20 protein-coding genes are annotated in these 20,615 nt (G+C 55.7%); 9 read left to right on the forward strand and 11 right to left on the reverse strand.

From position 1 onward, the window contains the following. Window positions 1-3 precede the first annotated feature (3 nt). From OKB87_RS20300 to OKB87_RS20330, 7 genes are all read left to right on the forward strand, one after another. On the forward strand, window positions 4-738 hold the full coding sequence (locus OKB87_RS20300; RefSeq protein ID WP_017410488.1) for an amino acid ABC transporter ATP-binding protein: 735 nt from the start codon (window positions 4-6) through the stop codon (window positions 736-738). A 269-nt stretch (window positions 739-1,007) separates the two neighbouring features. Next, window positions 1,008-1,142 (forward strand): 50S ribosomal protein L34, encoded by a 135-nt coding sequence (gene rpmH, locus OKB87_RS20305; protein WP_005307156.1) that lies wholly within the window; start codon window positions 1,008-1,010, stop codon window positions 1,140-1,142. Beyond that, complete coding sequence (rnpA, locus tag OKB87_RS20310; protein ID WP_016352406.1) at window positions 1,142-1,501, forward strand: ribonuclease P protein component; 360 nt, start codon at window positions 1,142-1,144, stop codon at window positions 1,499-1,501. The genes rpmH and rnpA overlap by 1 nt, the downstream gene beginning before the upstream one ends. Further along, complete coding sequence (gene yidD / locus OKB87_RS20315; protein ID WP_010635605.1) at window positions 1,468-1,716, forward strand: membrane protein insertion efficiency factor YidD; 249 nt, start codon at window positions 1,468-1,470, stop codon at window positions 1,714-1,716. Before rnpA ends, yidD begins: the two co-directional genes overlap by 34 nt. Window positions 1,717-1,721: 5 nt before the next feature. Beyond that, entirely contained in the window at window positions 1,722-3,368 is a 1,647-nt protein-coding gene (gene yidC, locus OKB87_RS20320; protein WP_011707925.1) for a membrane protein insertase YidC, read from the forward strand. A gap of 109 nt (window positions 3,369-3,477) precedes the next feature. Continuing rightward, the gene (gene mnmE, locus OKB87_RS20325) at window positions 3,478-4,839 is read left to right on the forward strand and encodes a tRNA uridine-5-carboxymethylaminomethyl(34) synthesis GTPase MnmE (RefSeq protein ID WP_139753486.1); all 1,362 of its coding nucleotides are present in this window, start codon (window positions 3,478-3,480) and stop codon (window positions 4,837-4,839) included. A gap of 161 nt (window positions 4,840-5,000) precedes the next feature. Then, window positions 5,001-6,140, forward strand: a complete 1,140-nt coding sequence (locus tag OKB87_RS20330) for a site-specific integrase (protein WP_047439882.1) — start codon at window positions 5,001-5,003, stop codon at window positions 6,138-6,140. Between the two features lie 201 nt (window positions 6,141-6,341). Here the strand turns inward: OKB87_RS20330 and repC are convergent, their stop codons facing one another. The 10 genes from repC to hsdR form a co-directional block, all read right to left on the reverse strand. Further along, window positions 6,342-7,142 (reverse strand): replication protein C, IncQ-type, encoded by an 801-nt coding sequence (repC, locus tag OKB87_RS20335; protein ID WP_052200084.1) that lies wholly within the window; start codon window positions 7,140-7,142, stop codon window positions 6,342-6,344. Window positions 7,143-7,167: 25 nt separating this feature from the next. Continuing rightward, window positions 7,168-8,046 (reverse strand): helicase RepA family protein, encoded by an 879-nt coding sequence (locus OKB87_RS20340; RefSeq protein WP_323136994.1) that lies wholly within the window; start codon window positions 8,044-8,046, stop codon window positions 7,168-7,170. Beyond that, on the reverse strand, window positions 8,033-8,368 hold the full coding sequence (locus OKB87_RS20345; protein ID WP_015848536.1) for a helix-turn-helix domain-containing protein: 336 nt from the start codon (window positions 8,366-8,368) through the stop codon (window positions 8,033-8,035). Before OKB87_RS20345 ends, OKB87_RS20340 begins: the two co-directional genes overlap by 14 nt. Before the next feature lie 240 nt (window positions 8,369-8,608). Then, entirely contained in the window at window positions 8,609-9,211 is a 603-nt protein-coding gene (locus tag OKB87_RS20350; RefSeq protein WP_047439890.1) for a hypothetical protein, read from the reverse strand. A 20-nt stretch (window positions 9,212-9,231) separates the two neighbouring features. Continuing rightward, complete coding sequence (locus OKB87_RS20355; RefSeq protein ID WP_047439892.1) at window positions 9,232-10,014, reverse strand: hypothetical protein; 783 nt, start codon at window positions 10,012-10,014, stop codon at window positions 9,232-9,234. A gap of 395 nt (window positions 10,015-10,409) precedes the next feature. Beyond that, window positions 10,410-10,889, reverse strand: a complete 480-nt coding sequence (locus OKB87_RS20360) for a hypothetical protein (RefSeq protein ID WP_047439901.1) — start codon at window positions 10,887-10,889, stop codon at window positions 10,410-10,412. Beyond that, on the reverse strand, window positions 10,889-11,596 hold the full coding sequence (locus OKB87_RS20365; RefSeq protein WP_081990753.1) for a DUF3800 domain-containing protein: 708 nt from the start codon (window positions 11,594-11,596) through the stop codon (window positions 10,889-10,891). The genes OKB87_RS20360 and OKB87_RS20365 overlap by 1 nt, the downstream gene beginning before the upstream one ends. After that, the gene (locus tag OKB87_RS20370) at window positions 11,596-13,347 is read right to left on the reverse strand and encodes a restriction endonuclease subunit S (RefSeq protein WP_103261036.1); all 1,752 of its coding nucleotides are present in this window, start codon (window positions 13,345-13,347) and stop codon (window positions 11,596-11,598) included. The genes OKB87_RS20365 and OKB87_RS20370 overlap by 1 nt, the downstream gene beginning before the upstream one ends. Beyond that, complete coding sequence (locus tag OKB87_RS20375; RefSeq protein ID WP_103261035.1) at window positions 13,347-14,834, reverse strand: N-6 DNA methylase; 1,488 nt, start codon at window positions 14,832-14,834, stop codon at window positions 13,347-13,349. The genes OKB87_RS20370 and OKB87_RS20375 overlap by 1 nt, the downstream gene beginning before the upstream one ends. Window positions 14,835-14,954: 120 nt before the next feature. Beyond that, window positions 14,955-17,420, reverse strand: a complete 2,466-nt coding sequence (hsdR, locus tag OKB87_RS20380; RefSeq protein WP_103261034.1) for an EcoAI/FtnUII family type I restriction enzme subunit R — start codon at window positions 17,418-17,420, stop codon at window positions 14,955-14,957. Window positions 17,421-18,157: 737 nt separating this feature from the next. On the opposite strand from hsdR, the gene OKB87_RS20385 reads away from it, so the two are divergent. After that, on the forward strand, window positions 18,158-18,481 hold the full coding sequence (locus OKB87_RS20385) for a hypothetical protein (RefSeq protein WP_047439811.1): 324 nt from the start codon (window positions 18,158-18,160) through the stop codon (window positions 18,479-18,481). Here OKB87_RS20385 and OKB87_RS20390 read toward each other — a convergent pair. Then, window positions 18,478-19,095, reverse strand: coding sequence for a recombinase family protein (locus OKB87_RS20390; protein ID WP_047439809.1), 618 nt, complete (start codon window positions 19,093-19,095; stop codon window positions 18,478-18,480). The genes OKB87_RS20385 and OKB87_RS20390 overlap by 4 nt on opposite strands. A gap of 191 nt (window positions 19,096-19,286) precedes the next feature. Between OKB87_RS20390 and OKB87_RS20400 the strand changes: the two genes are divergently transcribed. Beyond that, window positions 19,287-20,555 (forward strand): DNA-binding domain-containing protein, encoded by a 1,269-nt coding sequence (locus OKB87_RS20400; protein ID WP_000179845.1) that lies wholly within the window; start codon window positions 19,287-19,289, stop codon window positions 20,553-20,555. Window positions 20,556-20,615: the final 60 nt, after the last annotated feature.

Genomic DNA, 20,615 nt, shown 5'->3' on the forward strand with positions numbered 1-20,615 from the left:
ATCATGATCAAGTTAACCGGCCTCTCCAAGGCATATGACGGCAATCAGGTGCTGAACAGCATCGATCTGGAGGTAAAAAAGGGGGAGATAGTGGTCATCATCGGCCCCTCCGGCACCGGCAAGTCGACCCTGCTGCGCTGCCTCAACCTGCTGGAGACCCCGGATGCCGGCAACCTCGCCATCGACGATCTGCAGCTCAACCTGGCCAGGGCCAGCGAGCAGCAGGCCATCGAACTGCGCAAGCGGGCCTCCTTCGTATTCCAGAACTACGCCCTGTTCGCCAACAAGACGGCGCTGGACAACATTGCCGAAGGGTTGATCACCGTCTGGAAACAGCCGAAGGCAGAGGCCCGTGCCACCGCCCTCGGCATCCTCAAGGACATCGGCCTCGCCGACAAGCAGGACGCCTATCCGGCTTCCCTGTCGGGTGGTCAGCAACAACGGGTCGGCATCGGCCGGGCCATGGCCGCGCACTCCAAGGTGATCCTGTTCGATGAGCCCACGTCGGCGCTCGACCCCGAGTGGGTCGACGAAGTACTGGGCCTGATGAAGGAGCTGGCCCGCCAGCACCAGACCATGGTGGTGGTAACCCATGAGATTGAATTTGCTCGAGATGTTGCCGATCGAGTGATCTTCATGGAGGGGGGCCGGATCGTGGAACAGGGCCCGCCGGATCAGATATTGGTCGATCCGCAGGATCCCCGCACCCGGGAGTTCCTGCGCAAAGTGCTTAAATAGCTCTCTCTTTGGCGGCATTGCCGCCTTTTTTATTGGAGGATCCTTGTTAAACCCCGGGTTGCCAGTATAATCCGGAGCCCTCGATCCTCTGGATCCTCACTGCCGGTTCGGGCCTTTGCAAGGTCAGGGCAGGAAGAGAGGGAACGGCGGATTGACTAAAAGCCGAACTCTGTTTAGAATTCGGCCTCTTTTGCTAGTCGTCACACGCTATAGCTGGCGCGTCGGCTAAGTGTGACAATCAAAACTGTACAGAAATACGGAATCGAATCATGAAACGTACTTTTCAACCGTCCAACCTGAAGCGCAAGCGCTCTCACGGTTTCCGCGCCCGCATGGCAACTGCCAACGGTCGTAAAGTTCTGGCCGCTCGTCGTGCCAAGGGTCGTGCCCGCCTGGTAGTCTAATGCCTACCCAGCACGCCTTTTCTCGGGAGTTACGTCTGTTAACTCCCGAACACTTCAAACGCGTTTTCGCCGAGCCTGTCCGGGCCGCTTCTCCGCAAATTACGCTTCTCGCCTGTCCCAATACCCTCGAACATCCTCGCCTTGGTCTCGCTGTGCCCAAAAAAGCACTCAAGCGTGCCGTCTGGCGCAACCGTGTAAAACGGGTGGTTCGGGAAAGTTTCCGCCTCAATCAGGCCAATCTGCCCGCTATCGACATCGTCGTGATCGCCAAGGCCGGTGTGAAAGAGATGGATAACGAGGAACTGTTCAAGTTACTGGAAAAGCTATGGCGCACTCTGTCACGCCGTTGCAATGGGTAGCTGTCAAACTGATACGCCTGTATCAGCTAATCATTAGCCCGCTGCTCGGGCCGCGCTGCCGTTTCACTCCGACTTGTTCCCAATTTGCGATAGAAGCAATCCGACTTCACGGTTTCATAAAAGGCGTTTGGTTAGCCAGCAAACGTCTATTAAAATGCCATCCCTTATCCGAGGGTGGTTATGACCCGGTTCCGCAACCAAAGCGAAGAAACTGAAGACTATGGAATCACAACGCAATCTCATCCTGATCGGTTTGCTGTTCGTGAGCTTTTTGCTCTGGCAACAGTGGGAGTCCGACAAGGCTCCGAAGCCGGCCCCGACTACCGTGGCCCAAACCGAACATTTCGTACCTGAAGCCGGTCAGACCGGTGATATTCCTCAGGTTTCCGAGCAAGCCAATGCGAACACCGCACGCAAGCTGATCACCGTCTCCTCCGACGTGCTCAAGCTGACCCTGGATACCCAGGGTGGTGACATCGTCTCTGCCGATCTGCTGGCCCACAAGCTGGAAGAAGGCAAAGATCAACCGTTCGTACTGCTGACCAGCCAACCTGAGCACCTCTATGTTGCCCAGAGCGGTCTGGTTGGTCGCAATGGTCCTGACAGCCAGGCCCAGGGTCGTCCCACCTACGAAGCCGCCCAGACCAGCTACCAGCTGGCCGATGGTCAGGATCAGGTCGTCGTACCGATGACCTGGACCGACAGCAAGGGCGTGGTCTTCACCAAGGAGTTCGTCCTCAAGCGTGGTGACTACGCCGTTGGCGTCGATTACAAGATCGACAACAAGTCCGCCGAGCCGGTTCAGGTGCAGTTCTACGGTCAGCTGAAGCAGACCGTGACTACCCCGAAAGACCAGCAGGGTCATGCCATGGTGGCCAGTGCCTACCGTGGTGGTGCCTTCTCCAGCGAAGATACCCGCTACAAGAAGTACACCTTCGACGAGATGAAGGATGCCGACCTGAACAAGACCACCAAGGGTGGTTGGGTCGCCATGCTGCAACACTACTTCGTCTCTGCCTGGGCACCGAATGCCGACGATACCAACAGCTTCTACAGCCGGGTGATCCCTGGCAAAGACCAGGCCATCATCGGCTACAAGGCGCCGCTGGTTGACGTGGCTGCCGGCCAGCAAGCCGAAGTAACCAGCAAGCTGTGGGTAGGTCCCAAGCTGCAAGACCAGATGGCCAAGGTGGCAAACCACCTCGACCTGACCGTCGACTACGGCTGGCTATGGTTCATCGCCCAACCGCTGCACTGGCTGCTGACCGTGTTCCACGGTTTCGTCCAGAACTGGGGTGTGGCCATCATCATGCTGACCCTGCTGGTACGCGGCATCATGTTCCCGCTGACCAAGGCCCAGTACACCTCCATGGCCAAGATGCGCATGCTGCAGCCCAAGCTGGCCGCACTGCGTGAGCGCTTCGGCGACGATCGCCAGAAGATGTCTCAGGGCATGATGGAGCTGTACAAGAAGGAGAAGGTCAACCCGCTGGGTGGCTGTCTGCCGATCCTGGTACAGATGCCGATCTTCATCGCCCTCTACTGGGCACTGATGGAATCCGTTGAGCTGCGCCACGCGCCGTTCGCCCTGTGGATCACCGACCTGTCGGTGAAGGACCCCTTCTTCGTACTGCCGATCCTCATGGGTGCGTCCATGTGGTACCTGCAGAAGATGAGTCCGACCACCATCACCGACCCGATGCAGCAGAAAGTGATGCAGTTCATGCCGATCATCTTCACTTTCATGTTCCTCTGGTTCCCGGCAGGTCTGACCCTGTACTGGCTGGTGAGCAACGTCATCTCCATTACCCAGCAGACCATCATCTACCGTCAGCTAGAGAAGAAAGGCCTGCATACCCGCAGCTAATCGCTCCCGATGGCAAGATGGATGACAAAAGAGGCGGCCTTCGGGCCGCCTTTTTTATTACAATGACCCCACTGCTGTGAACCATCAGCGAACAAATGAGCCAAGCAAGATGACTACAGATACCATCGTGGCCCAGGCCACCGCCCCCGGCCGGGGTGGCGTCGGCATAGTCCGCGTCTCCGGTCCCGCCGCCGAACAGGTCGCCGAGATAGTGCTCGGCAAGCTCCCCCGGGTGCGTTATGCCGAATATCTGCCGTTCAGGGATGAGCAAGGCCAGCCGCTGGATCAGGGCATAGCCCTGCTGTTCAAGGCCCCCAACAGCTTCACCGGCGAAGATGTGCTGGAACTGCAGGGCCATGGCGGCCCGGTGATCATGGACATGCTGGTGCGCCGCATCCTACAGATAAAAGGGCTGCGCCCTGCTCGCCCAGGCGAGTTCAGCGAACGCGCCTTCATGAACGACAAGCTGGATCTGGCCCAGGCCGAGGCCATCGCCGACCTTATCGAGGCGTCCAGCGAGCAGGCGGCCCGCAGTGCCATGCACTCCCTGCAGGGGCAGTTCTCCGGCAAGATCCAGCAGCTGGTGGAGAGTCTCACCCGGTTGCGTATCTATGTGGAAGCCGCCATCGACTTCCCGGACGAGGAGATCGATTTTCTCTCCGACGGCAAGGTGGCGGGCGATCTCTACGCCATCATGGACGAACTGGATGCGGTGCGCGGCGAGGCCAAGCAAGGTGCCCTGCTGCGGGAAGGGATGAAGGTGGTGATCGCCGGTCGCCCCAACGCCGGCAAATCCAGCCTGCTCAACGCCCTGGCCGGCCGCGAGTCGGCCATCGTCACCGAGATCGCCGGCACCACCCGCGACGTACTGCGCGAGCACATCCATCTGGATGGCATGCCGCTGCACATCATCGACACCGCCGGCCTGCGCGATACCCAGGACAAGGTGGAGCAGATAGGCATCGAACGTGCCTGGGCCGAGATTGAGCAGGCCGATCGGGTGCTGTTCATGGTGGATGGCACCACCACGGATGCGGTCGACCCGCGTGAGATCTGGCCGGAATTTGTTGATCGGTTGCCAAAAAATATCGGCCTCACCGTGGTGCGCAACAAGGCCGACCTGACCGGCGAAGATCTGGCTCCTAGCCAGGAGCAGGGCCACGCCGTCTATCGCATCTCCGCCAAGACCGAGCTGGGGCTGCCCGCCCTGCGCGAGCATCTGAAGGCTTGCATGGGCTTCCAGGGCAACACCGAGGGGGGCTTCATGGCCCGCCGCCGTCACCTGGATGCGCTGGAGCGCGCCGCCGAGCGGCTGCTGGTGGCCAAGGAGCAACTGGAGGTGTTCGTGGCCGGCGAGCTGGTGGCCGAAGAGCTGCGCCTGGCGCAGGAGTCCCTCTCCGAGATCACCGGTGAATTCAGCTCCGACGATCTGCTGGGTCGCATCTTCTCCAGCTTCTGCATCGGCAAGTAATGTGGTGAAAAATCAGCAATAAAAAGCAGCCATAAAGAACATAAGACATTGTAAATATTGGACTTTGTTTTTACTGGCTGTTCTTACCTGATCTTGTTTCGTGAGAATTTACCCCGAGAGTACCCCGAAGTAACCTCTTGGGGTACTTTTGGGGGACACTCATGAAGATCAGCATCGAATTCCGCGAACCGGACGCCGAAGGCAAGCGCACTGCGCGCTTAACCTACTACGCCGGCTCCTACCTTGATCCCGCCACAGGCATCCGCAAGCACAAGCGCAGCAGAGAGCCCCTGGATCTCTTCCTGTACGACAAGCCGCGTACCCCGGCACAGCGGCTTCACAACAAAGAAACCCAGCGGGCAGCCGAAGCCATTCGCGCCAAGCGGCTCTTCGAATACGAGACCGGCAAACACCATCTGGATTTATCGAGCGCCCACAAGGCCAGCTTCTTTGAGTACTTCCAGGAAGTGACCGACCAAAAGGCGGCAGGCAGCAAGAGCAACTATTCCATCTGGGTGTCTACCCTCAAGCATTTGCGCCAGTACCATAAACTGCCTGATTTGACTTTCGAGGAGGTCGATCAGCTGTTCCTGGAGGGTTTTCGGCACTACCTGATGCACAAGGCCCGCACCAAAAGCGGCACGCCACTGAGCCGCAACACCCAAAGTGCCTACTTCAACAAGTTGAGGGCAGCCCTGAACCAAGCAGAGCAGGAGCGGCTGCTGATGGATAATCCGGTACGACGCGTCAAAGTCATCCAGGGGGAGAAGAACAAGCGGGTTTATCTGACCGAAGATGAGGTTCGGGCCATGGCCCAGGCTGAGTGCCGCTATGACGTTCTTAAGCGCGCCTTTCTGTTCTCTTGTTGCACTGGCTTGCGCTGGTCCGACATTCACAAGCTGACCTGGGCCGAGCTGGAGCCTTTCTATGGCCATTACCGTATCGTCTTCACCCAGAAAAAGACCAGCGGCCTGCAATACCTGGATTTGAATGACATGGCGATGCAGCTGATGGGGCGCTCAGGCAAGGCAACAGAGCGGATCTTCAAGGGCCTCAAGTACTCGGCTTGGCACAACATGGAGCTCACCCGGTGGGCGTTGCAGGCGGGTATAACCAAGAAGGTAACCTTCCACAGCGCGCGTCATACCTTCGCCGTCATCCAGCTTAACCGCGGCGTCGATATCTATGCCCTCTCCCGCTTGCTGGGACACAGTGAGCTGAGAACCACAGAGATCTATGCAGACATCCTTGAATCACGGCGTAGAGATGCCATGCTCGATTTTCCCAACGTATTGGAGTGATAGAAGCACCCTCGACGAGATCATGGCCAGGAAGAGCCAACAAATAGGCCAGCGCGACCATGCGCTGGCCTAGATTATCTTAGATAATATAGATCGGATTTCAGGATCGCCCTGCAGCCCAAGCGGTAACTGGGTTTCACTGAATTGGCTTGTGACCGTTATCGTGAACTTTGTGACCACTTTCGTGATAGTTTGTGACCGTTATCGTGATAGTGCAGGCCGGCCGATGGTAAACCGCCCCTTGGCATGTTCGCAGATAGACCAGCCCAAAGCAGTCAGCTCATCCAATGCCTTACGAACTCTTGATTGCCGCTTGCGATGGGTGGCCGTGCTGACCTCATCGGGAAAGGCATAAGCGACCAAGGTGTCTAACTGCACTGCCCTTTTCTGACCACAATCCACCCAGGCACATAGCCGCTGATGCAACAACCGAGCGATGCTGCCATTCAAGTGCCGAACTTCTGTCATGTCGATACGAACATGGCGACCATTACCCATAATGGCGTAGGTCAGCAAGGGATTAAGCGCCAAAAAAAGTCCATCAGTCTGAGTGTCACTGACATAGTTCGCCAATAAGCGAAAGCCGCTACGCTGGCCAGCCACCTTTGCGATCACCGACACCTTCCACAATCGCTCGATACAGCAACGTACAGTATTGGTATCCCGAGGATTGGCGTATCCAACCTCCTTGGCCAGTTTGCGCAGGCTGCTTCTGACCACCAATACCCTTTGCTGGTTGGCAGCCCAACGAAGATCCAGAAGATCTCGCAATATCGCCCCAGTTTCGCTCACCGCAACTGGCTCAATCTCGTTACTTTGTGACTCAAGTCCAGCCAGGGCAACCAACCCCTGAAGCACACGGAGGTCATCTGCACCCAGCGGCTCAGGCCCGGAGAACTCGATCTGATTGCCACCACCGAAACGGTAAATCACCTCCAGCTTGTCACGGCGGCGTTGGCCATGCGAGATCGCCCTAAACAACCCGGGTGCAAGACAGTGCATATGGTCATGCCTAGCATGAGTCAATTCAAAGCAAGACACGTTTGCCTCCCGCTCGGCGTGTTACGCCCAACCTAGCGGGAGCGGGATACAGCACGCCACCTTCCCCCCGCACCAACCAGCGCTCCGGTAGTGGCGGCCCATAATTACTTTTGCTTACCCCAAACCGCACGTGAAGCTTGCTCTTCTCTGCCGATACTCCCAGCTGCTGCGCCTCTTTCTTGGTCATAGTGGCGAGGTAGCCCTGCCAGCGCACATTGTCTACCAGCACCGACGAACCACGGCTTGCCTGCTGCAGATCGCCAACTTCTTGGAATACTGCGGATTTGCTGGTGTGGTGTACAAACAACACAGCGCATCCCAGCCTCATGGCCAGCCGCTCCAACTGACCCAGTACCTGCGTCATGGCACAGGCCGCGTTCTCGTCGGCATCGTGGAAGCGCCTCAAAGTATCGATGACAATCAACCTCACCCCTTCAGCCCATATAGCAATCGCTTCCCACCAATGGCTATCCAGCACATTCGGACTGGAGCCCTGCAGCGGTATAAGACGAAGGTTTCGTTCGACGTTGGCACGAAGTTCAGCATCAAGACCTCCGCCCAAGGCAAACAAGCGCTGGTGCAGTACAGGCCAAGGGTCCTCAGCAGGCAGGTAGAGCACGGTTCCCCTGCCCAGCTTGCCAAGTCCAATCCAATCCGGCCCACCGGCGATCTGCATTGCCAGTTGCAATGCCAACATCGATTTGCCCACCCCTCCCGGTGACACCAACGCACCAACGCAGCCAACAGGCAGCCCCGGTAGGACAAAATCGAGGGGTTTCGGAGGTTCAATAAAAGCCGACCGGAGATCCCGGGGGCAGAGAGATGTAATCAGATCCTGTGTCATACCCACCTCACAACCGCCCATGGCTAGCTTGCCGCACACGCTTGGTTACATGCTCAGTGAGTTCGGCGTCTGGTGAAATGCGGTGGGAGAGCAGCCAGTCCAGCAGCTCAACGCGCTTGAAGTAGATCTTTTTGCCTTGTGGCTTGTAATGCGGCAGACGCTTTTCACTGGTCAGCCGGTACACATAGCAGACAGAAACCCCCAGCAACTCAGCGCACTCCTCGGCAGAAAGCACCTCTTTTTGCGCCTGTCCTTGCTGGATTACCAACTGCTTAAGCTCATAAAGCTCTTTCAGGATTGCCCCATTCGGATCACTGAAAACTGACGAATTTTGTTCGCGCATGCAGATTGTCTCCTAGTTACAAACATCAGCATGCAAGAGCGTACCGGGGACCTAACGAAATCCAGACCGCTGTAAGTGCCCGTTTTGGGCACTTACAGCGTTTTCTGGAAAATTTTCGGATGTGAAATTTAAGATGGGAACAGGAAGGGGGGTTGGTAGAGCCAAATGACATTTGGGCGAGAGACCGCCAGTAAAGTCATTAGGCTCCACTAGGTTGGCTATCCCAAGCCAACCACAGGCTCAGCGATGGTTCATTTCTTTGATCCAATCGGCCACGCTATCAGGGTCGGCAAGCAGCTGGGCGAGCGGCAGATGATTGGAGCAGATCTCAAGCTGATGACATTTGTCACTTTGCTGCCAGTCAGGTTGATGAGCAGGCCAGCTAACCTGCTTGAGCAGATCCCAGAGGTGGTTATCACTATCCTGCAGGCAACGGTACAGATTTACTTCAACCACGGCGTTGCCAGACAGTTGCAAAGGATCAGGCTGACCCTTCGTATGTGCACGCAAGGCTGAGTTTTGACGGAAATCATCATCGATATAGAGGCGAAAAATCAGCGTCTTATCACCTTGCAGAGCCTTATCGCCATTCCTGTCCCGGTAAGCGTGATTCGATGCAAACAGTGGCAGATAGTCCCATGCCCAGCTGCTGGAAGGGCGGGTTCCTGAGCGGCAGGGGCGGCTATTTTCGCTGGGCTCCCAATACCAGAACTCGGCGTCCAGCGCCTGACTGGCGATCTGATCGAATAGCGGGAGGATACGCTGGTAGAAACCGGCTGCGAGTCGGTGAGCTTGTTGCAGTTGGGTCACCAGCTGGGTGGTCTGTTCAAGATCGTGTGGCATGACGGCATCCTTAGCCAGAGTCAGTGATTCAAAAAAGAGAAATCGGGGCGAGATAGGTGGAATGTCCCGGCATAATCGAGCAGAGCAGCCCAACCAGTAGGCTCAGCGGGTGGGGTAATTTGCCGCTCTGACATCACCCCGCAATCCAGATCCAGCCGCCCTGCGTAGGCAAACAACGGCGCCCATTCAGGTACCACCGGGGCCATGCCAAACAGCTCAAACGCCTGCAGCCACTCATCGCGGATGGCGCGATCCTGACGGCAGGATTCAAACTCGGAGGCAGTTTGCAGATAGCGGCGCAGTGGCTCCCATTCACGCAAGGTCATCTGGACAAAGCGCTTCGGCAGATCGGGGGGAGACAGCGGAGCGACAGGGATATTGCCAAGTGCCACGTAATAGAGCCGGTCTTCATAGTCATCAAACTCGGCTTCACTGACCACAGCATTGACCTGCGCCAGCCACTGCTCCCGATACTGGTCGCCACCGAACGGGGGCTTCACCTCGATAACCACCAGCGTGTCGTCAAAGTGGAGCAGCACATCGGGCTCGACATAACGGCGATCCTGCAGCGATACCAGTTTTGGCCACAGCTCCAGCCGTTGAAAGCTGGCCGGGTCTAGCGGATTGTCACCGAGTAGAAAGTGCAGCACGGCCCCCAGAGTACCGTCCGAGAGGTGGGGCAGACGGCCAAAGAAAGTGGCAGTTAGCAGATCTTCGCTGCCTTTAAACAGGTCGCGCCAGCGCAGGGATTCCCCTTCCCGCTCGATACGCCCAGCCTTGCCATGCAGGATTGCATGTAGCATCGCAACTCCTTGTAATATTGATATTTCAAGCAGGCTCTCACTTAGCTGAAGAGCCTTCGAGATCCTGCTTTGATATCCACTCGACTACCACTCTATCCATCACAAAATGGGGTAAAAATGTTTGACTGAAAGAGGGCGTCTCTTTAAGGTTTCCCGCAACATGACCCCGGCCTCTTGGTTGCTTTGCAACTTACGCCGGGGTTGTTTTTTTGAATCTGTCTTTGTGTCGGCATACACGCCTTATTACTTCGCCATACAGCCAGTCGGTTGCTAATCATCGGGGTAACCGTTACACTTTGCGCATCTCATCTACCAGCCTTTGGCGTCAGCGTAGAAGGAGTTACGGCCCCGTCCTCTCCGGAGGGCGCGGCCAGCTTAATTCCCTCCCCTAGCAGTCAATAACTCCCATACCGTTCCCAGCGCTTGTTGTACTTGCGCCGTTCGTGCTCATGTTCGATGAAAAATGCCGTCCACGGCAGGATGTATTCTCCTCGATCATCCAGCACGACTAGGTAGCCTTCCGCTTCAAACCAGATATGGATGCGTTGTTGCTTGCCACGAGGCTCAGCCCACACCTTCAGCTCAGGATCGCTATCATTCTCGATGATGGGTTTGGGCCAGCGGATGCGTTCGCATCGACGTAAATCGGGTTCTCGCTCTGCTTCAACTTCTCCAGTTGAAATCATGTGCCAGAAGGTCGCTGATTTCCCGGCATATTCAGGATGACGTTTCAGACCAAGACGCTTGCCTCTGAACTCGGGTTTGTTGAGTACAAAGTCTTGTTCGAAGGCCGCATAAACAGCAGAGAAAAAACGCCCCCAATCACCGCCAGAGGCGGTCATCAGAATGAGGTCAGGTAGCCATATAGGTTGCATCACCATCCACCCCTGCTGCACCAGACCATCAGATTGAACTTGCTCTCTCGCAGAAGGGTATTGTGTGTCAGCTTGTAACCACTTCGTTGCCGTATTCTTTCAATCAACGCCAGCTTGGCTTGGCTGCTGGTCAACCCTCGATGCAGATAGCTCAGGGCTCCGATCAAAAGATCCGCAACTTGCAGCAACTCGGCTTCATGAGAGTGGATCCGCTGCACCCGATGAATGATTTTCTTCGAGTAGTCATACGTGTTATTGCACAAAACATCATGCAACTTGCTGATCTTCTCATGCCCCAAGGTATCCTTGATATCGATATAGACTCGATAGCCATTCTGCGGCTCAAAGATCGTCTTCAACATGACGAAATACATTTTGTAGTACCAGTCGTCATGACTCTGCCCAAACGCTTCATGATTTAGCTGTGATTTATCCGGGATAACCAGACCACGAAAGTGAAGGTCATCATCATCGAAAAAGTAATCCAGCAGGTCACGATAGAAGGCGAGTTTCGACTGACTAACCTTGGTCCACTTCACCTCGAAATCCGGCGCCAACCCATGCTTTTGCTTGATCTCCCGCAAGCGACGCACGATCTCGTGGCGCTTATCCAGCGGACACCATACAGCCCCAAGCACCATGGCCGATTGACCATCGTTCTCCAGATGGCAGGACTCATCACAATAGACATTAAATATGCGGCTCATCAGGCAAGGGCTCCTTCCACCAGCGACTCGGCCAAGGCAAGTTGGGTCTGCTGGCTGGTTTGCAGGCGGGATTTAAGTTGATCGCAGAGTGTCGTCAGTTCATCGACTTTAGCTACTATCAATTTTTGTACCGCAGTAGGAGGTAGAGGAATTGAATATTCATTCAGTTTTGCACCAACAAAATGCTTAATTGTTGCTCCTGTAAAATACTGTTCTAAGGTTCCCGTAGCAGCATCATTAGTTAAACAAATTTGTAAATACTCTGCCATTACCCCTTGATAAGGCCTTGCTCGGTGCAGTGCTTTTTGAAAATACATTTCCTTATTATGATGCTTCCAAATAGCACATCTTCCAGGTTCACCACCTTCACATATCAATAAATCACCATACCTAAGAGCTAGCTCATCTTTTTCATTATCATCGATTTTCATTTGTTTTATATCATCAAGCTCAATCAGATCCCACTGCACATTTGTATTTCTTAAATATGGCAATTCATTGCCAATATTTTTTGCATTATCGAGCATTTTTCCAAGGCGAGAGTGTGCAACTTGGCTAAATCTAACCCATTCCCAACCTATTGGTAGCTCAAATAGCTGTTCCTCCGCCCGAATCATCGGCAGCGGTTTCTCTTTTTTGATTTTCTTCTCTTTGACCAGCAGCGCCTTTTCGGCAGCGATGCGTTCCAGCAGGGCGGAGGCGGGTTCATCGCTTGGGTCTTGCGGTACCAGCTTACCCATTACTGCCAGTTGCAGGATGGTCTGTTTCAAGGCGTCGATGCTGGCCTCAGTGGTAAAGAGGGTATCGAAATGAGTGCTTAGCCGCGCCCAGTTTTGCGCCAACTCGTCGGCATCGCAGGAGTCTGTCAGTGTGGCGAGCAGGGTCTCCACCAGCGTCTGATGGGCCGCCAACTGCGATTCGCTGCACTGCTCCAACTGGTCGCAGAGGGCCATAAGCTCATCCACTTTGGCAACGATGCGGTGCTGTTCTGCAAATGGCGGAATTGGCAATGGATAGAATGAGAAAAAGTCCTTGGCAAGTCGCTTTTGACCTGCGGTTCCGGTCATTCCTGCCTCACCTTTTTTGAGATATATAGGCGATTTTATATTTAATAATATAAAGAATGCTGAAACATAATCTGTATATGGTCTAGCTATATGAAGCTCTGTCGTTCCTGCACCTATTCCATTAGTTAAACCACGAAAAACTGCAGCCTTACTATTCTCAAAGCATGGTGTTATTTTTGCTATGCCAATATCCCCATTAGAAAAATGGGTAAAACCTTTCTTTATCTCGCCCCACTTCCTTGCTTCAAATTCATGCTGCCCGTTATATGCGGTGCTGATTAAAGACATGGGTACAAATGATGCGTCAACAGTATCATCGCTTTCATTACGTGGATTGATCTCTGCGATCTCTGCAAGCATTGACCACACCCACCCATCCGGTAATTCAAACGGCTTCTCTTCCTCACCAATTTCTGGCAAGGCTTTGGGCTTTTTAATCTTGCCCTCTTTCACCAGCCGCGTCTTTTCGGCGGCGATCCGTTCCAACAGCACGGAGGCCGGTTCATCGCTGGGGTCTTGCGGCACCAATTTACCGCGCACGGCCAGCTCTAGGATCAGCTCTCGCAGCTTTTTGATGCCGGTGAGTTCCAGCTTGCTGTTGCTACCGCGCCCGGCACTGCTTTTGGGGCGAACCGCCGCGGTCCATAGATCCAGGTGGTCGGTAATCAGATTCTCGATCGCCATTATGCCTGCCCCCCTTGCTTGGCCGCACCTTTGCCCAAGGCGTCGCCCAGAATGGCTTTTAGCTGGTTACGCAGGGTCTGAATTTCAGCCTGTTCTTTGGCATAGCGCGCCAGCAGCTCCTCAGGGTCGTGGCTTATCTGCTCACCAACATGGGGGTTTTTGATATCGAGGTTAAAGTTGCGCTCGATAATGGTGTCGATGCTGACCTTCCAGGCTTGCTCGGTCTCTACCCGGGCGGCAAAGCCGTCCGCCTCATCGCCCCACCAGGCGATCTCGGCTTCAAACTCCTCGAACTTCATCGGTTTGGTCTTGCTGTAGTTTTTCACCCCAGCCGGATAGGGGTGCTCATAGAACCAGACATCCTTGGTGGGCTGACCCTTGGTGAAGAAGAGGATATTGGTCTTAATGCCGGTATAGGGGGCAAACACGCCGTTGGGCAGCCGCACTATGGTGTGCAGGTTGCACTCGCTGGTGAGCAGTTGCTTGATCTTGGTTTTGACCCCTTCGCCAAACAGGGTGCCATCAGGCAGCACCACGGCGGCGCGACCGCCCTTTTTCAGGATCTCGATAATCAGCTGCAGGAACAGGTCGGCAGTTTCGCGCGTGCGCAGATCGGCCGGGAAGTTCTGCTCGATGCCATCCTCTTCGGTACCACCAAAGGGCGGGTTGGTGAGGATCACATCGATATCGCTATCCCAGCTCGACAGCGGTTTGTCGAGGGTGTTGCCATGGCGAATTTGCACCGGCACCTCGATGCCGTGCAGCAGCATATTGGTAGTGCAAAGGAGGTGCGGCAGCTGCTTCTTCTCGACCCCCAAGATCTGCTGCTGCAGAGTCTGGTGGTCGGCTGAGGTCTCGACATAGTGCTCTTTGACATGATCGAAGGCGCAGGCGAGAAAGCCGCCGGTACCGCAGGCCGGGTCCATGATCCGCTCGCCGAGTTTGGGGTCGATGCGGTTGACCATAAAGCGGGTGACGGCGCGGGGGGTGTAGAACTCGCCCGCGTTACCGGCGCTTTGCAGGTCGCGCAGGATCTGCTCGTAGATATCACCAAACAGGTGGCGCTCACTGCTGTCGGTGAAGTCGATCTCGTTTAGCTTGTTAATCACCTGCTTGAGCAGGGTGCCGTTCTTCATGTAGTTGAAGGCATCGCTGAACGCCTCTTTCACCACATAGCCACGGGGGTTGAGATCGATATTGGCAGGCTGGTTTTTCAGGCTGTCGAACAGGTCGTTGTTGACGAAATCGAGCAGGGCATCGCCTGTCAGCCCTTCACTATCGGCCGCCCAGTTGCGCCACAGGAAGCGCTCGGGGATGGGGCAGCGGTAGTTATCCTGCTCAAACTCCAACTCCTCTTCCTGGGCGTCGAACACTTTCAAAAACAGCAGCCAGGAGAGCTGGCCGAGGCGCTGGGCATCGCCGTCGATACCGGCGTCCTTGCGCATGATGTCCTGAATGGATTTGATGACTGAGCTGATGGATGACATGGAATTCTCTGCTTTTTACAAAAATGATGACGAATACAGGGGCGAATGCGTCAGGAGTATCGATAAAACAAGCGGCCATCATTGGAATGGCCGCATGGTAGTTCAGAAGCAGTCAGGTCGTCAGGCGCTCTGCTGCTCACGGTAAATTTCTTGCTCCAGTTCGGTGATGGCCTGCTCGAACTGTTTGGGGCCACCAAAACCCTTCTTGGCCAACTCCAGCGGGCGCCCCAACTCGGTAAAGGGGGCGACTTTTAGCGCATCCTTGGTCTCAATCTCGGTCACCCCCTGATCGGCATACTTGTCGAGCAGTCTGGTAAGAACCTGCTGGGCGGTGTCGTTGTACTTGGTGAAGTAGTTGCGCTTTTTGACGTTGTTGGCCCGCTCGCGGCGGGTCAGTGGCGGCTGATCGTATACCACATGGCAGATAAGGTCGAACGGGTCGAGCTCCTTGCCCACTTCCTGCTCCAACACCTCCCACAGCACGCCCGCCTGAGCCAATTCATCCATAATGGCTTGCTTGCGTTCGGCGGCTTGCCAGCGTTTGGTGAACGCATCGAGGGTGGCAAACTCTTTGAGCAGGGTCTTTTTGGTGTAGTCCTTGAAGGATTCGGTCACCAACTTGCCATCGGCATCGTAATACTGCACCCGCTCGGCGATGACGCTGACCGCCACGCCGTTGACATAATACTTGCTGACCCCGGGCTCGGGGCCACCCAGCGGGCCTGCGCCCTGGCCCCCAGCGCTACTCTGGCCACCATCACTACCGGTTGTGTAGCTGCCGGGTTGTTCATCGACTCCGGGAGCAAACGGATCGTCATTGTCGCCGGGTTCATCGGTTGGCAGCAGATCGGCATCGCCGATGATATCGCCCAAGCCTTCATCCGGATTGTTGATGTCTGCCGGTTTGATCACCATGACGCGCTCCGGCTCGCCGTCGAAACGGGGATCGGCAAACAGCTCGGTGGCCTTCTTGAAGTCGAGAATGGTGAACCAGAGCTTGCCGTACTTGTCATCGATGCGGGTACCACGGCCGATGATCTGCTTGAACTTGGTCATGGACTGGATATTTTGGTCCAGCACAACCAGCTTGCAGGTTTTGGCATCGACGCCAGTGGTCATCAGCTCGGAAGTAGTGGCGATGACCGGATAGGGCTTTTTCGGCTCAATGAAGTTCTCAAGCTGCCCCTTACCCAACTCATCATCGCCGGTGATTTTCATCACATAGCGCTCATCCTTGGCCATCTGTTCCGGGTTGAGGTTGACCAACGCCCGTCGCATCCGGTCGGCATGATCGATGTCGTTGCAGAACACGATGGTCTTGGCCATCGGGTCGGTTTTCTTGAGGTAGTTGGTGATGGTTTCGGCCACCAGCTGGGTACGCTCGTCGATCACCAGAGTGCGGTCAAAATCCTTCTGGTTATAGATACGGTCTTCAATCAGGTTGCCCTGTTTGTCCATCTGCCCTTTGGTGGGACGCCACCCCTGCAGATCGACATCGATATCGACCCGCACCACCTTGTAGGGGGCAAGAAAACCATCTTCGATTCCCTCTTTGAGGGAGTAGGTATAAACAGGGTCACCGAAATAATCGGTGCTGGAGACGGTTGCGGTCTCTTTGGGCGTGGCAGTGAGACCAATCTGGGTGGCCGATGAGAAGTATTCGAGGATCTCGCGCCAGGCGCTGTCTTCGGCGGCGCTGCCCCGATGGCACTCATCCACCACGATCAGGTCGAAGAAACCGGGTGAGACCTGCTTGAAGGCTTTCTGTGACTCTTCTGGTCCGGTGAGCGCCTGATAGAGGGCAAGGTGGATCTCATAGGCAGGATCGACAGTACGCCCAGTGACCTTGGCCATGGCCGAGCCAAAAGGCTGAAAATCATTACGCTTGGTTTGTTCCACCAGCGCATTCCGATCGGCCAAAAACAGGATGCGCTTCTTGGCGCCCGCCTTCCACAAACGCCAAATGATCTGGAATGCGGTGTAGGTCTTGCCGGTGCCGGTGGCCATCACCAGCAATACCCGATCCTCACCTTTCGAGATGGCTTCTACGGTCTTGTTGATGGCCTGCAGCTGGTAATAGCGGGGAGATTTGCCGCTGCCATCCGAGTAGTAGTCCTGACTGATGACAGGCAACTGTGCCTGGGTGTAACCCTTCCAGGTGCAGAGTTTGTCCCAAAGCTGGCCGGGGCTGGGGAAGTCCTCCAGCGCGATCTCGGATTCCAGCTTGGCCGGATTGGTCTTGTCATGAAATACAAAACCATCGCCGTTGCTGGCAAATACGAACGGCACATCCAGCAGACGGGCATAATCGAGCCCCTGCTGCATCCCCTTGCCAATCTCATGCTTGTTGGCTTTGGCCTCGATCACCGCCAGTGGCAAGCCCATCTTGTGATAGAGCACGATATCGGCCGATTTGACCTTCTTGCGTGCCGCCATCTGGCCGCGCACCACCACCTTGCCATCCCGCAGCTTCACCTCTTGGCGAACCTGAGTCAGGTCATCCCACCCCGCAGCCTTGATAGCAGGCAGCAGGTATTTCGAGATGATGTCGGCTTCGGTGAGGGTTGCTTTGTTGATCTCGGCCATGAGCACTCTTCCGGTCGGGGGACAATATTGCTCAAGATTCTCTCATAAATTCAGCCGGGTTTTATTGATTTCAGACTCATAAAGCAACATGGGTGCAGCTCTTGATGGCATGCCTTCGGGTCAAGGAAACGTCTGGTAATGGCGTAACTAGGTCGTAGTGAATGATTGTTGAAGGGCATCGCTTGAGTTAGTCCCATAGCAAGTCAGCCGGTTTGGCTCTCGCTGAATGCAGAGGCCAAGATTCCAGATAGATAGGAATCTGCCCCCATCAATTCCAGCACACCGGGTTTTCCCACTCACCTCAGACAGAGTGGCCAACATTCCAGAGCGAAAAACAGCACGAACATTCCAGATAGATGGGAAGGCCCCTATCAATATTCCAGGTGCTCGTTCTGAAGCGACATTCCACTATCTGGAATATCCGCACCAAGATTCCAGATAGATAGTTATGTGGAAAGGAATTGGACAGGGATTGGCCGGGGATAAGGGCGCTGATTCCACTGGTCAATAAGCCACTGGATTCCAGTACTCCAACTTTGTCACGAACGAACAAAGTCAACATTTTCAATAAGTTGATTGAATACCAAGACCTTCAGTGCCATGCTGAAATCATGTTCATTGGTGGAGTAACACGATGGATGCGTTCAGTTGGGGAATGGTAGGCTTGCTGGCCTTCTTCACGCTTGTCTTCGTGTGGAGTCTGTATAGCTACAAGGCGCATGCAAAAGAGAGACACCATGAAACCGATCGCTGATATCGCCCTCATGGCGTTGGTTGCGCTGGGCTTGATGGCACTTGGCGACACGCTGTTTGCATGGCTACTGATCTGCCTGCCACCGGTTTACTGGTGCTGGCCAATACTGGCCTGGGCTACCAGGCGCCCCATCACGGCCAGGTTGCAGTTAATGGCTCTTGCCGCACTCGCCTGCTGGCACTGGCCCGCCGGGCTGTTCACTGCGCTGAGCATCGCTCTTATCTGGACAGCGAAAACCCTCAAGACAACCCCACGCCCAAAACGCAAGGGTGGGCCGGTCATCAAAAATTACTACTTCTGGAGCTAACTGCGCGCCTCCTTGGCCACACTGGCGATAAGGTACCTTGAGCAACCAAGCATCTCCTGAATCGCGGAATAACTGTGGCCTGTCACCAACAGCCTGGCGATGTGCTGACGCTTCTTCTCATCCTTCTGCCTACCACGGTATTTCCCTTCATCCCTGGCCTTGGCAATACCCTGCTGCTGCCTGCGACGGCGATCTTCATAGTCTTTACGAGCGACGGCTGCGAGCATATCCAACAGCATGCCATTTACAGCCTGCAAAATGGCGCTGGTGAACTCGGAGCGGCTGTCCCCCTGTAATGCCACCCAGGAAGTCGGAAGCTCAGGAGAAACGATGGAGAGCTGTTTCTGTGCCAAAAGCTGCTTCAGTGTTTGCCAATCCGTCTGATTGAGACGGGCCAGACGATCAATCTGCTCTACCAGCACAATGTCACGATCTGCAGCGTCGCGGATCAGCCTCATAAGCTCAGGCCTGTCCAGCGTCGCTCCCGACTCATTCTCCACATAGAAACTGGCAATCTGATGGCCATGCTCAGCAGCAAAACCTATCAGAAGCTCTCGTGCCCGCTCAGCATCCTGTTCCACTGTCGATGCACGTAAATACGCCCGTATGAACATTGAAACCCCCATCGGTCTGTTTAAAGTGGTTCCTAATTATTGGTTCAATATGTCATTTTCAGAAGACGACTGCACCAGTTGATTGGGCGTAATGGCTGTTGTGCAGCCAGCTCCTGACAGTTCAATATCAGAAGTGATCTGCACCAATCTCGACTATGCTCAATACTCGTGTGCACCAAAGCGAGGTGAGCATGGCGACGGACACCCCACGGATTCCAGAACAAGGCGTGGCCACTCTGCCTGATGAGGCTTGGGAGCGTGCGCGCCGTCGTGCGGAGATCATCAGTCCGTTGGCGCAGTCGGAGACGGTCGGGCACGAAGCGGCCGATATGGCGGCTCAGGCGCTGGGCTTGTCTCGGCGCCAGGTATACGTTCTGATCCGGCGTGCCCGGCAAGGCAGCGGCCTCGTGACGGATCTGGTGCCCGGCCAGTCCGGTGGAGGTAAAGGTAAGGGGCGCTTGCCGGAACCGGTCGAGCGCGTCATCCACGAGCTACTGCAAAAGCGGTTCCTGACCAAGCAGAAGCGCAGCCTAGCGGCCTTTCACCGCGAAGTCACTCAGGTGTGCAAGGCTCAAAAACTGCGAGTGCCGGCGCGCAATACCGTGGCCTTACGGATCGCTAGCCTTGACCCGCGCAAGGTCATCCGCCGGCGGGAAGGCCAGGATGCCGCTCGTGACCTACAAGGTGTGGGCGGCGAGCCTCCTGCCGTGACCGCGCCGCTGGAGCAGGTGCAGATAGACCATACGGTCATCGACCTGATCGTGGTCGATGACCGCGACCGGCAACCTATTGGCCGCCCGTACCTGACCCTCGCCATCGACGTGTTCACCCGCTGCGTGCTCGGCATGGTCGTCACGCTGGAAGCGCCGTCTGCCGTTTCGGTTGGCCTGTGCCTCGTGCATGTCGCCTGCGACAAGCGCCCTTGGCTGGAAGGACTGAACGTGGAAATGGATTGGCAGATGAGCGGCAAGCCCTTGCTGCTCTACCTAGACAACGCGGCCGAGTTCAAGAGCGAGGCCCTGCGCCGGGGTTGCGAGCAGCATGGCATCCGGCTGGACTATCGCCCGCTGGGACAGCCGCACTATGGCGGCATCGTGGAACGGATCATCGGCACGGCGATGCAGATGATTCACGACGAACTGCCGGGAACGACCTTCTCCAACCCTGACCAGCGCGGCGACTACGATTCCGAAAACAAGGCCGCCCTGACGCTGCGCGAGCTAGAGCGCTGGCTCACATTGGCGGTCGGCACCTACCACGGTTCGGTGCACAACGGCCTGCTCCAACCGCCGGCCGCGCGCTGGGCCGAGGCCGTGGCGCGTGTCGGCGTACCGGCCGTCGTCACACGCGCTACTTCGTTCCTGGTCGATTTTCTGCCGATCCTCCGGCGCACGCTGACCCGCACCGGCTTTGTCATCGACCACATCCACTACTACGCCGATGGGCACTGTTGCAAATAGTCGGTGGTGATAAACTTATCATCCCCTTTTGCTGATGGAGCTGCACATGAACCCATTCAA

The organism is Aeromonas sp. Y318-1, assembly GCF_027706125.1.
Taxonomy (GTDB): Bacteria; Pseudomonadota; Gammaproteobacteria; order Enterobacterales; family Aeromonadaceae; genus Aeromonas; species Aeromonas hydrophila.

Excerpts from the sequence above, each read along its gene's own strand:
- rnpA (WP_016352406.1), top strand. The coding sequence starts at position 1,142 with ATGCCTACCCAGCACGCCTTTTCTCGGGAGTTACGTCTGTTAACTCCC.
- OKB87_RS20365 (WP_081990753.1), bottom strand. The coding sequence starts at position 11,596 with ATGAGCCGCATATTTAATGTCTATTGTGATGAGTCCTGCCATCTGGAG.
- OKB87_RS20300 (WP_017410488.1), top strand. The coding sequence starts at position 4 with ATGATCAAGTTAACCGGCCTCTCCAAGGCATATGACGGCAATCAGGTG.
- yidC (WP_011707925.1), top strand. The coding sequence starts at position 1,722 with ATGGAATCACAACGCAATCTCATCCTGATCGGTTTGCTGTTCGTGAGC.
- hsdR (WP_103261034.1), bottom strand. The coding sequence starts at position 17,420 with ATGGCCGAGATCAACAAAGCAACCCTCACCGAAGCCGACATCATCTCG.
- OKB87_RS20345 (WP_015848536.1), bottom strand. The coding sequence starts at position 8,368 with ATGCGCGAACAAAATTCGTCAGTTTTCAGTGATCCGAATGGGGCAATC.
- OKB87_RS20390 (WP_047439809.1), bottom strand. The coding sequence starts at position 19,095 with ATGTTCATACGGGCGTATTTACGTGCATCGACAGTGGAACAGGATGCT.
- mnmE (WP_139753486.1), top strand. The coding sequence starts at position 3,478 with ATGACTACAGATACCATCGTGGCCCAGGCCACCGCCCCCGGCCGGGGT.
- OKB87_RS20340 (WP_323136994.1), bottom strand. The coding sequence starts at position 8,046 with ATGGGCGGTTGTGAGGTGGGTATGACACAGGATCTGATTACATCTCTC.
- OKB87_RS20375 (WP_103261035.1), bottom strand. The coding sequence starts at position 14,834 with ATGTCATCCATCAGCTCAGTCATCAAATCCATTCAGGACATCATGCGC.
- rpmH (WP_005307156.1), top strand. The coding sequence starts at position 1,008 with ATGAAACGTACTTTTCAACCGTCCAACCTGAAGCGCAAGCGCTCTCAC.
- OKB87_RS20360 (WP_047439901.1), bottom strand. The coding sequence starts at position 10,889 with ATGCAACCTATATGGCTACCTGACCTCATTCTGATGACCGCCTCTGGC.
- OKB87_RS20400 (WP_000179845.1), top strand. The coding sequence starts at position 19,287 with ATGGCGACGGACACCCCACGGATTCCAGAACAAGGCGTGGCCACTCTG.
- OKB87_RS20355 (WP_047439892.1), bottom strand. The coding sequence starts at position 10,014 with ATGCTACATGCAATCCTGCATGGCAAGGCTGGGCGTATCGAGCGGGAA.
- OKB87_RS20330 (WP_047439882.1), top strand. The coding sequence starts at position 5,001 with ATGAAGATCAGCATCGAATTCCGCGAACCGGACGCCGAAGGCAAGCGC.
- OKB87_RS20350 (WP_047439890.1), bottom strand. The coding sequence starts at position 9,211 with ATGCCACACGATCTTGAACAGACCACCCAGCTGGTGACCCAACTGCAA.
- repC (WP_052200084.1), bottom strand. The coding sequence starts at position 7,142 with ATGCACTGTCTTGCACCCGGGTTGTTTAGGGCGATCTCGCATGGCCAA.
- OKB87_RS20385 (WP_047439811.1), top strand. The coding sequence starts at position 18,158 with ATGAAACCGATCGCTGATATCGCCCTCATGGCGTTGGTTGCGCTGGGC.
- yidD (WP_010635605.1), top strand. The coding sequence starts at position 1,468 with ATGGCGCACTCTGTCACGCCGTTGCAATGGGTAGCTGTCAAACTGATA.
- OKB87_RS20370 (WP_103261036.1), bottom strand. The coding sequence starts at position 13,347 with ATGGCGATCGAGAATCTGATTACCGACCACCTGGATCTATGGACCGCG.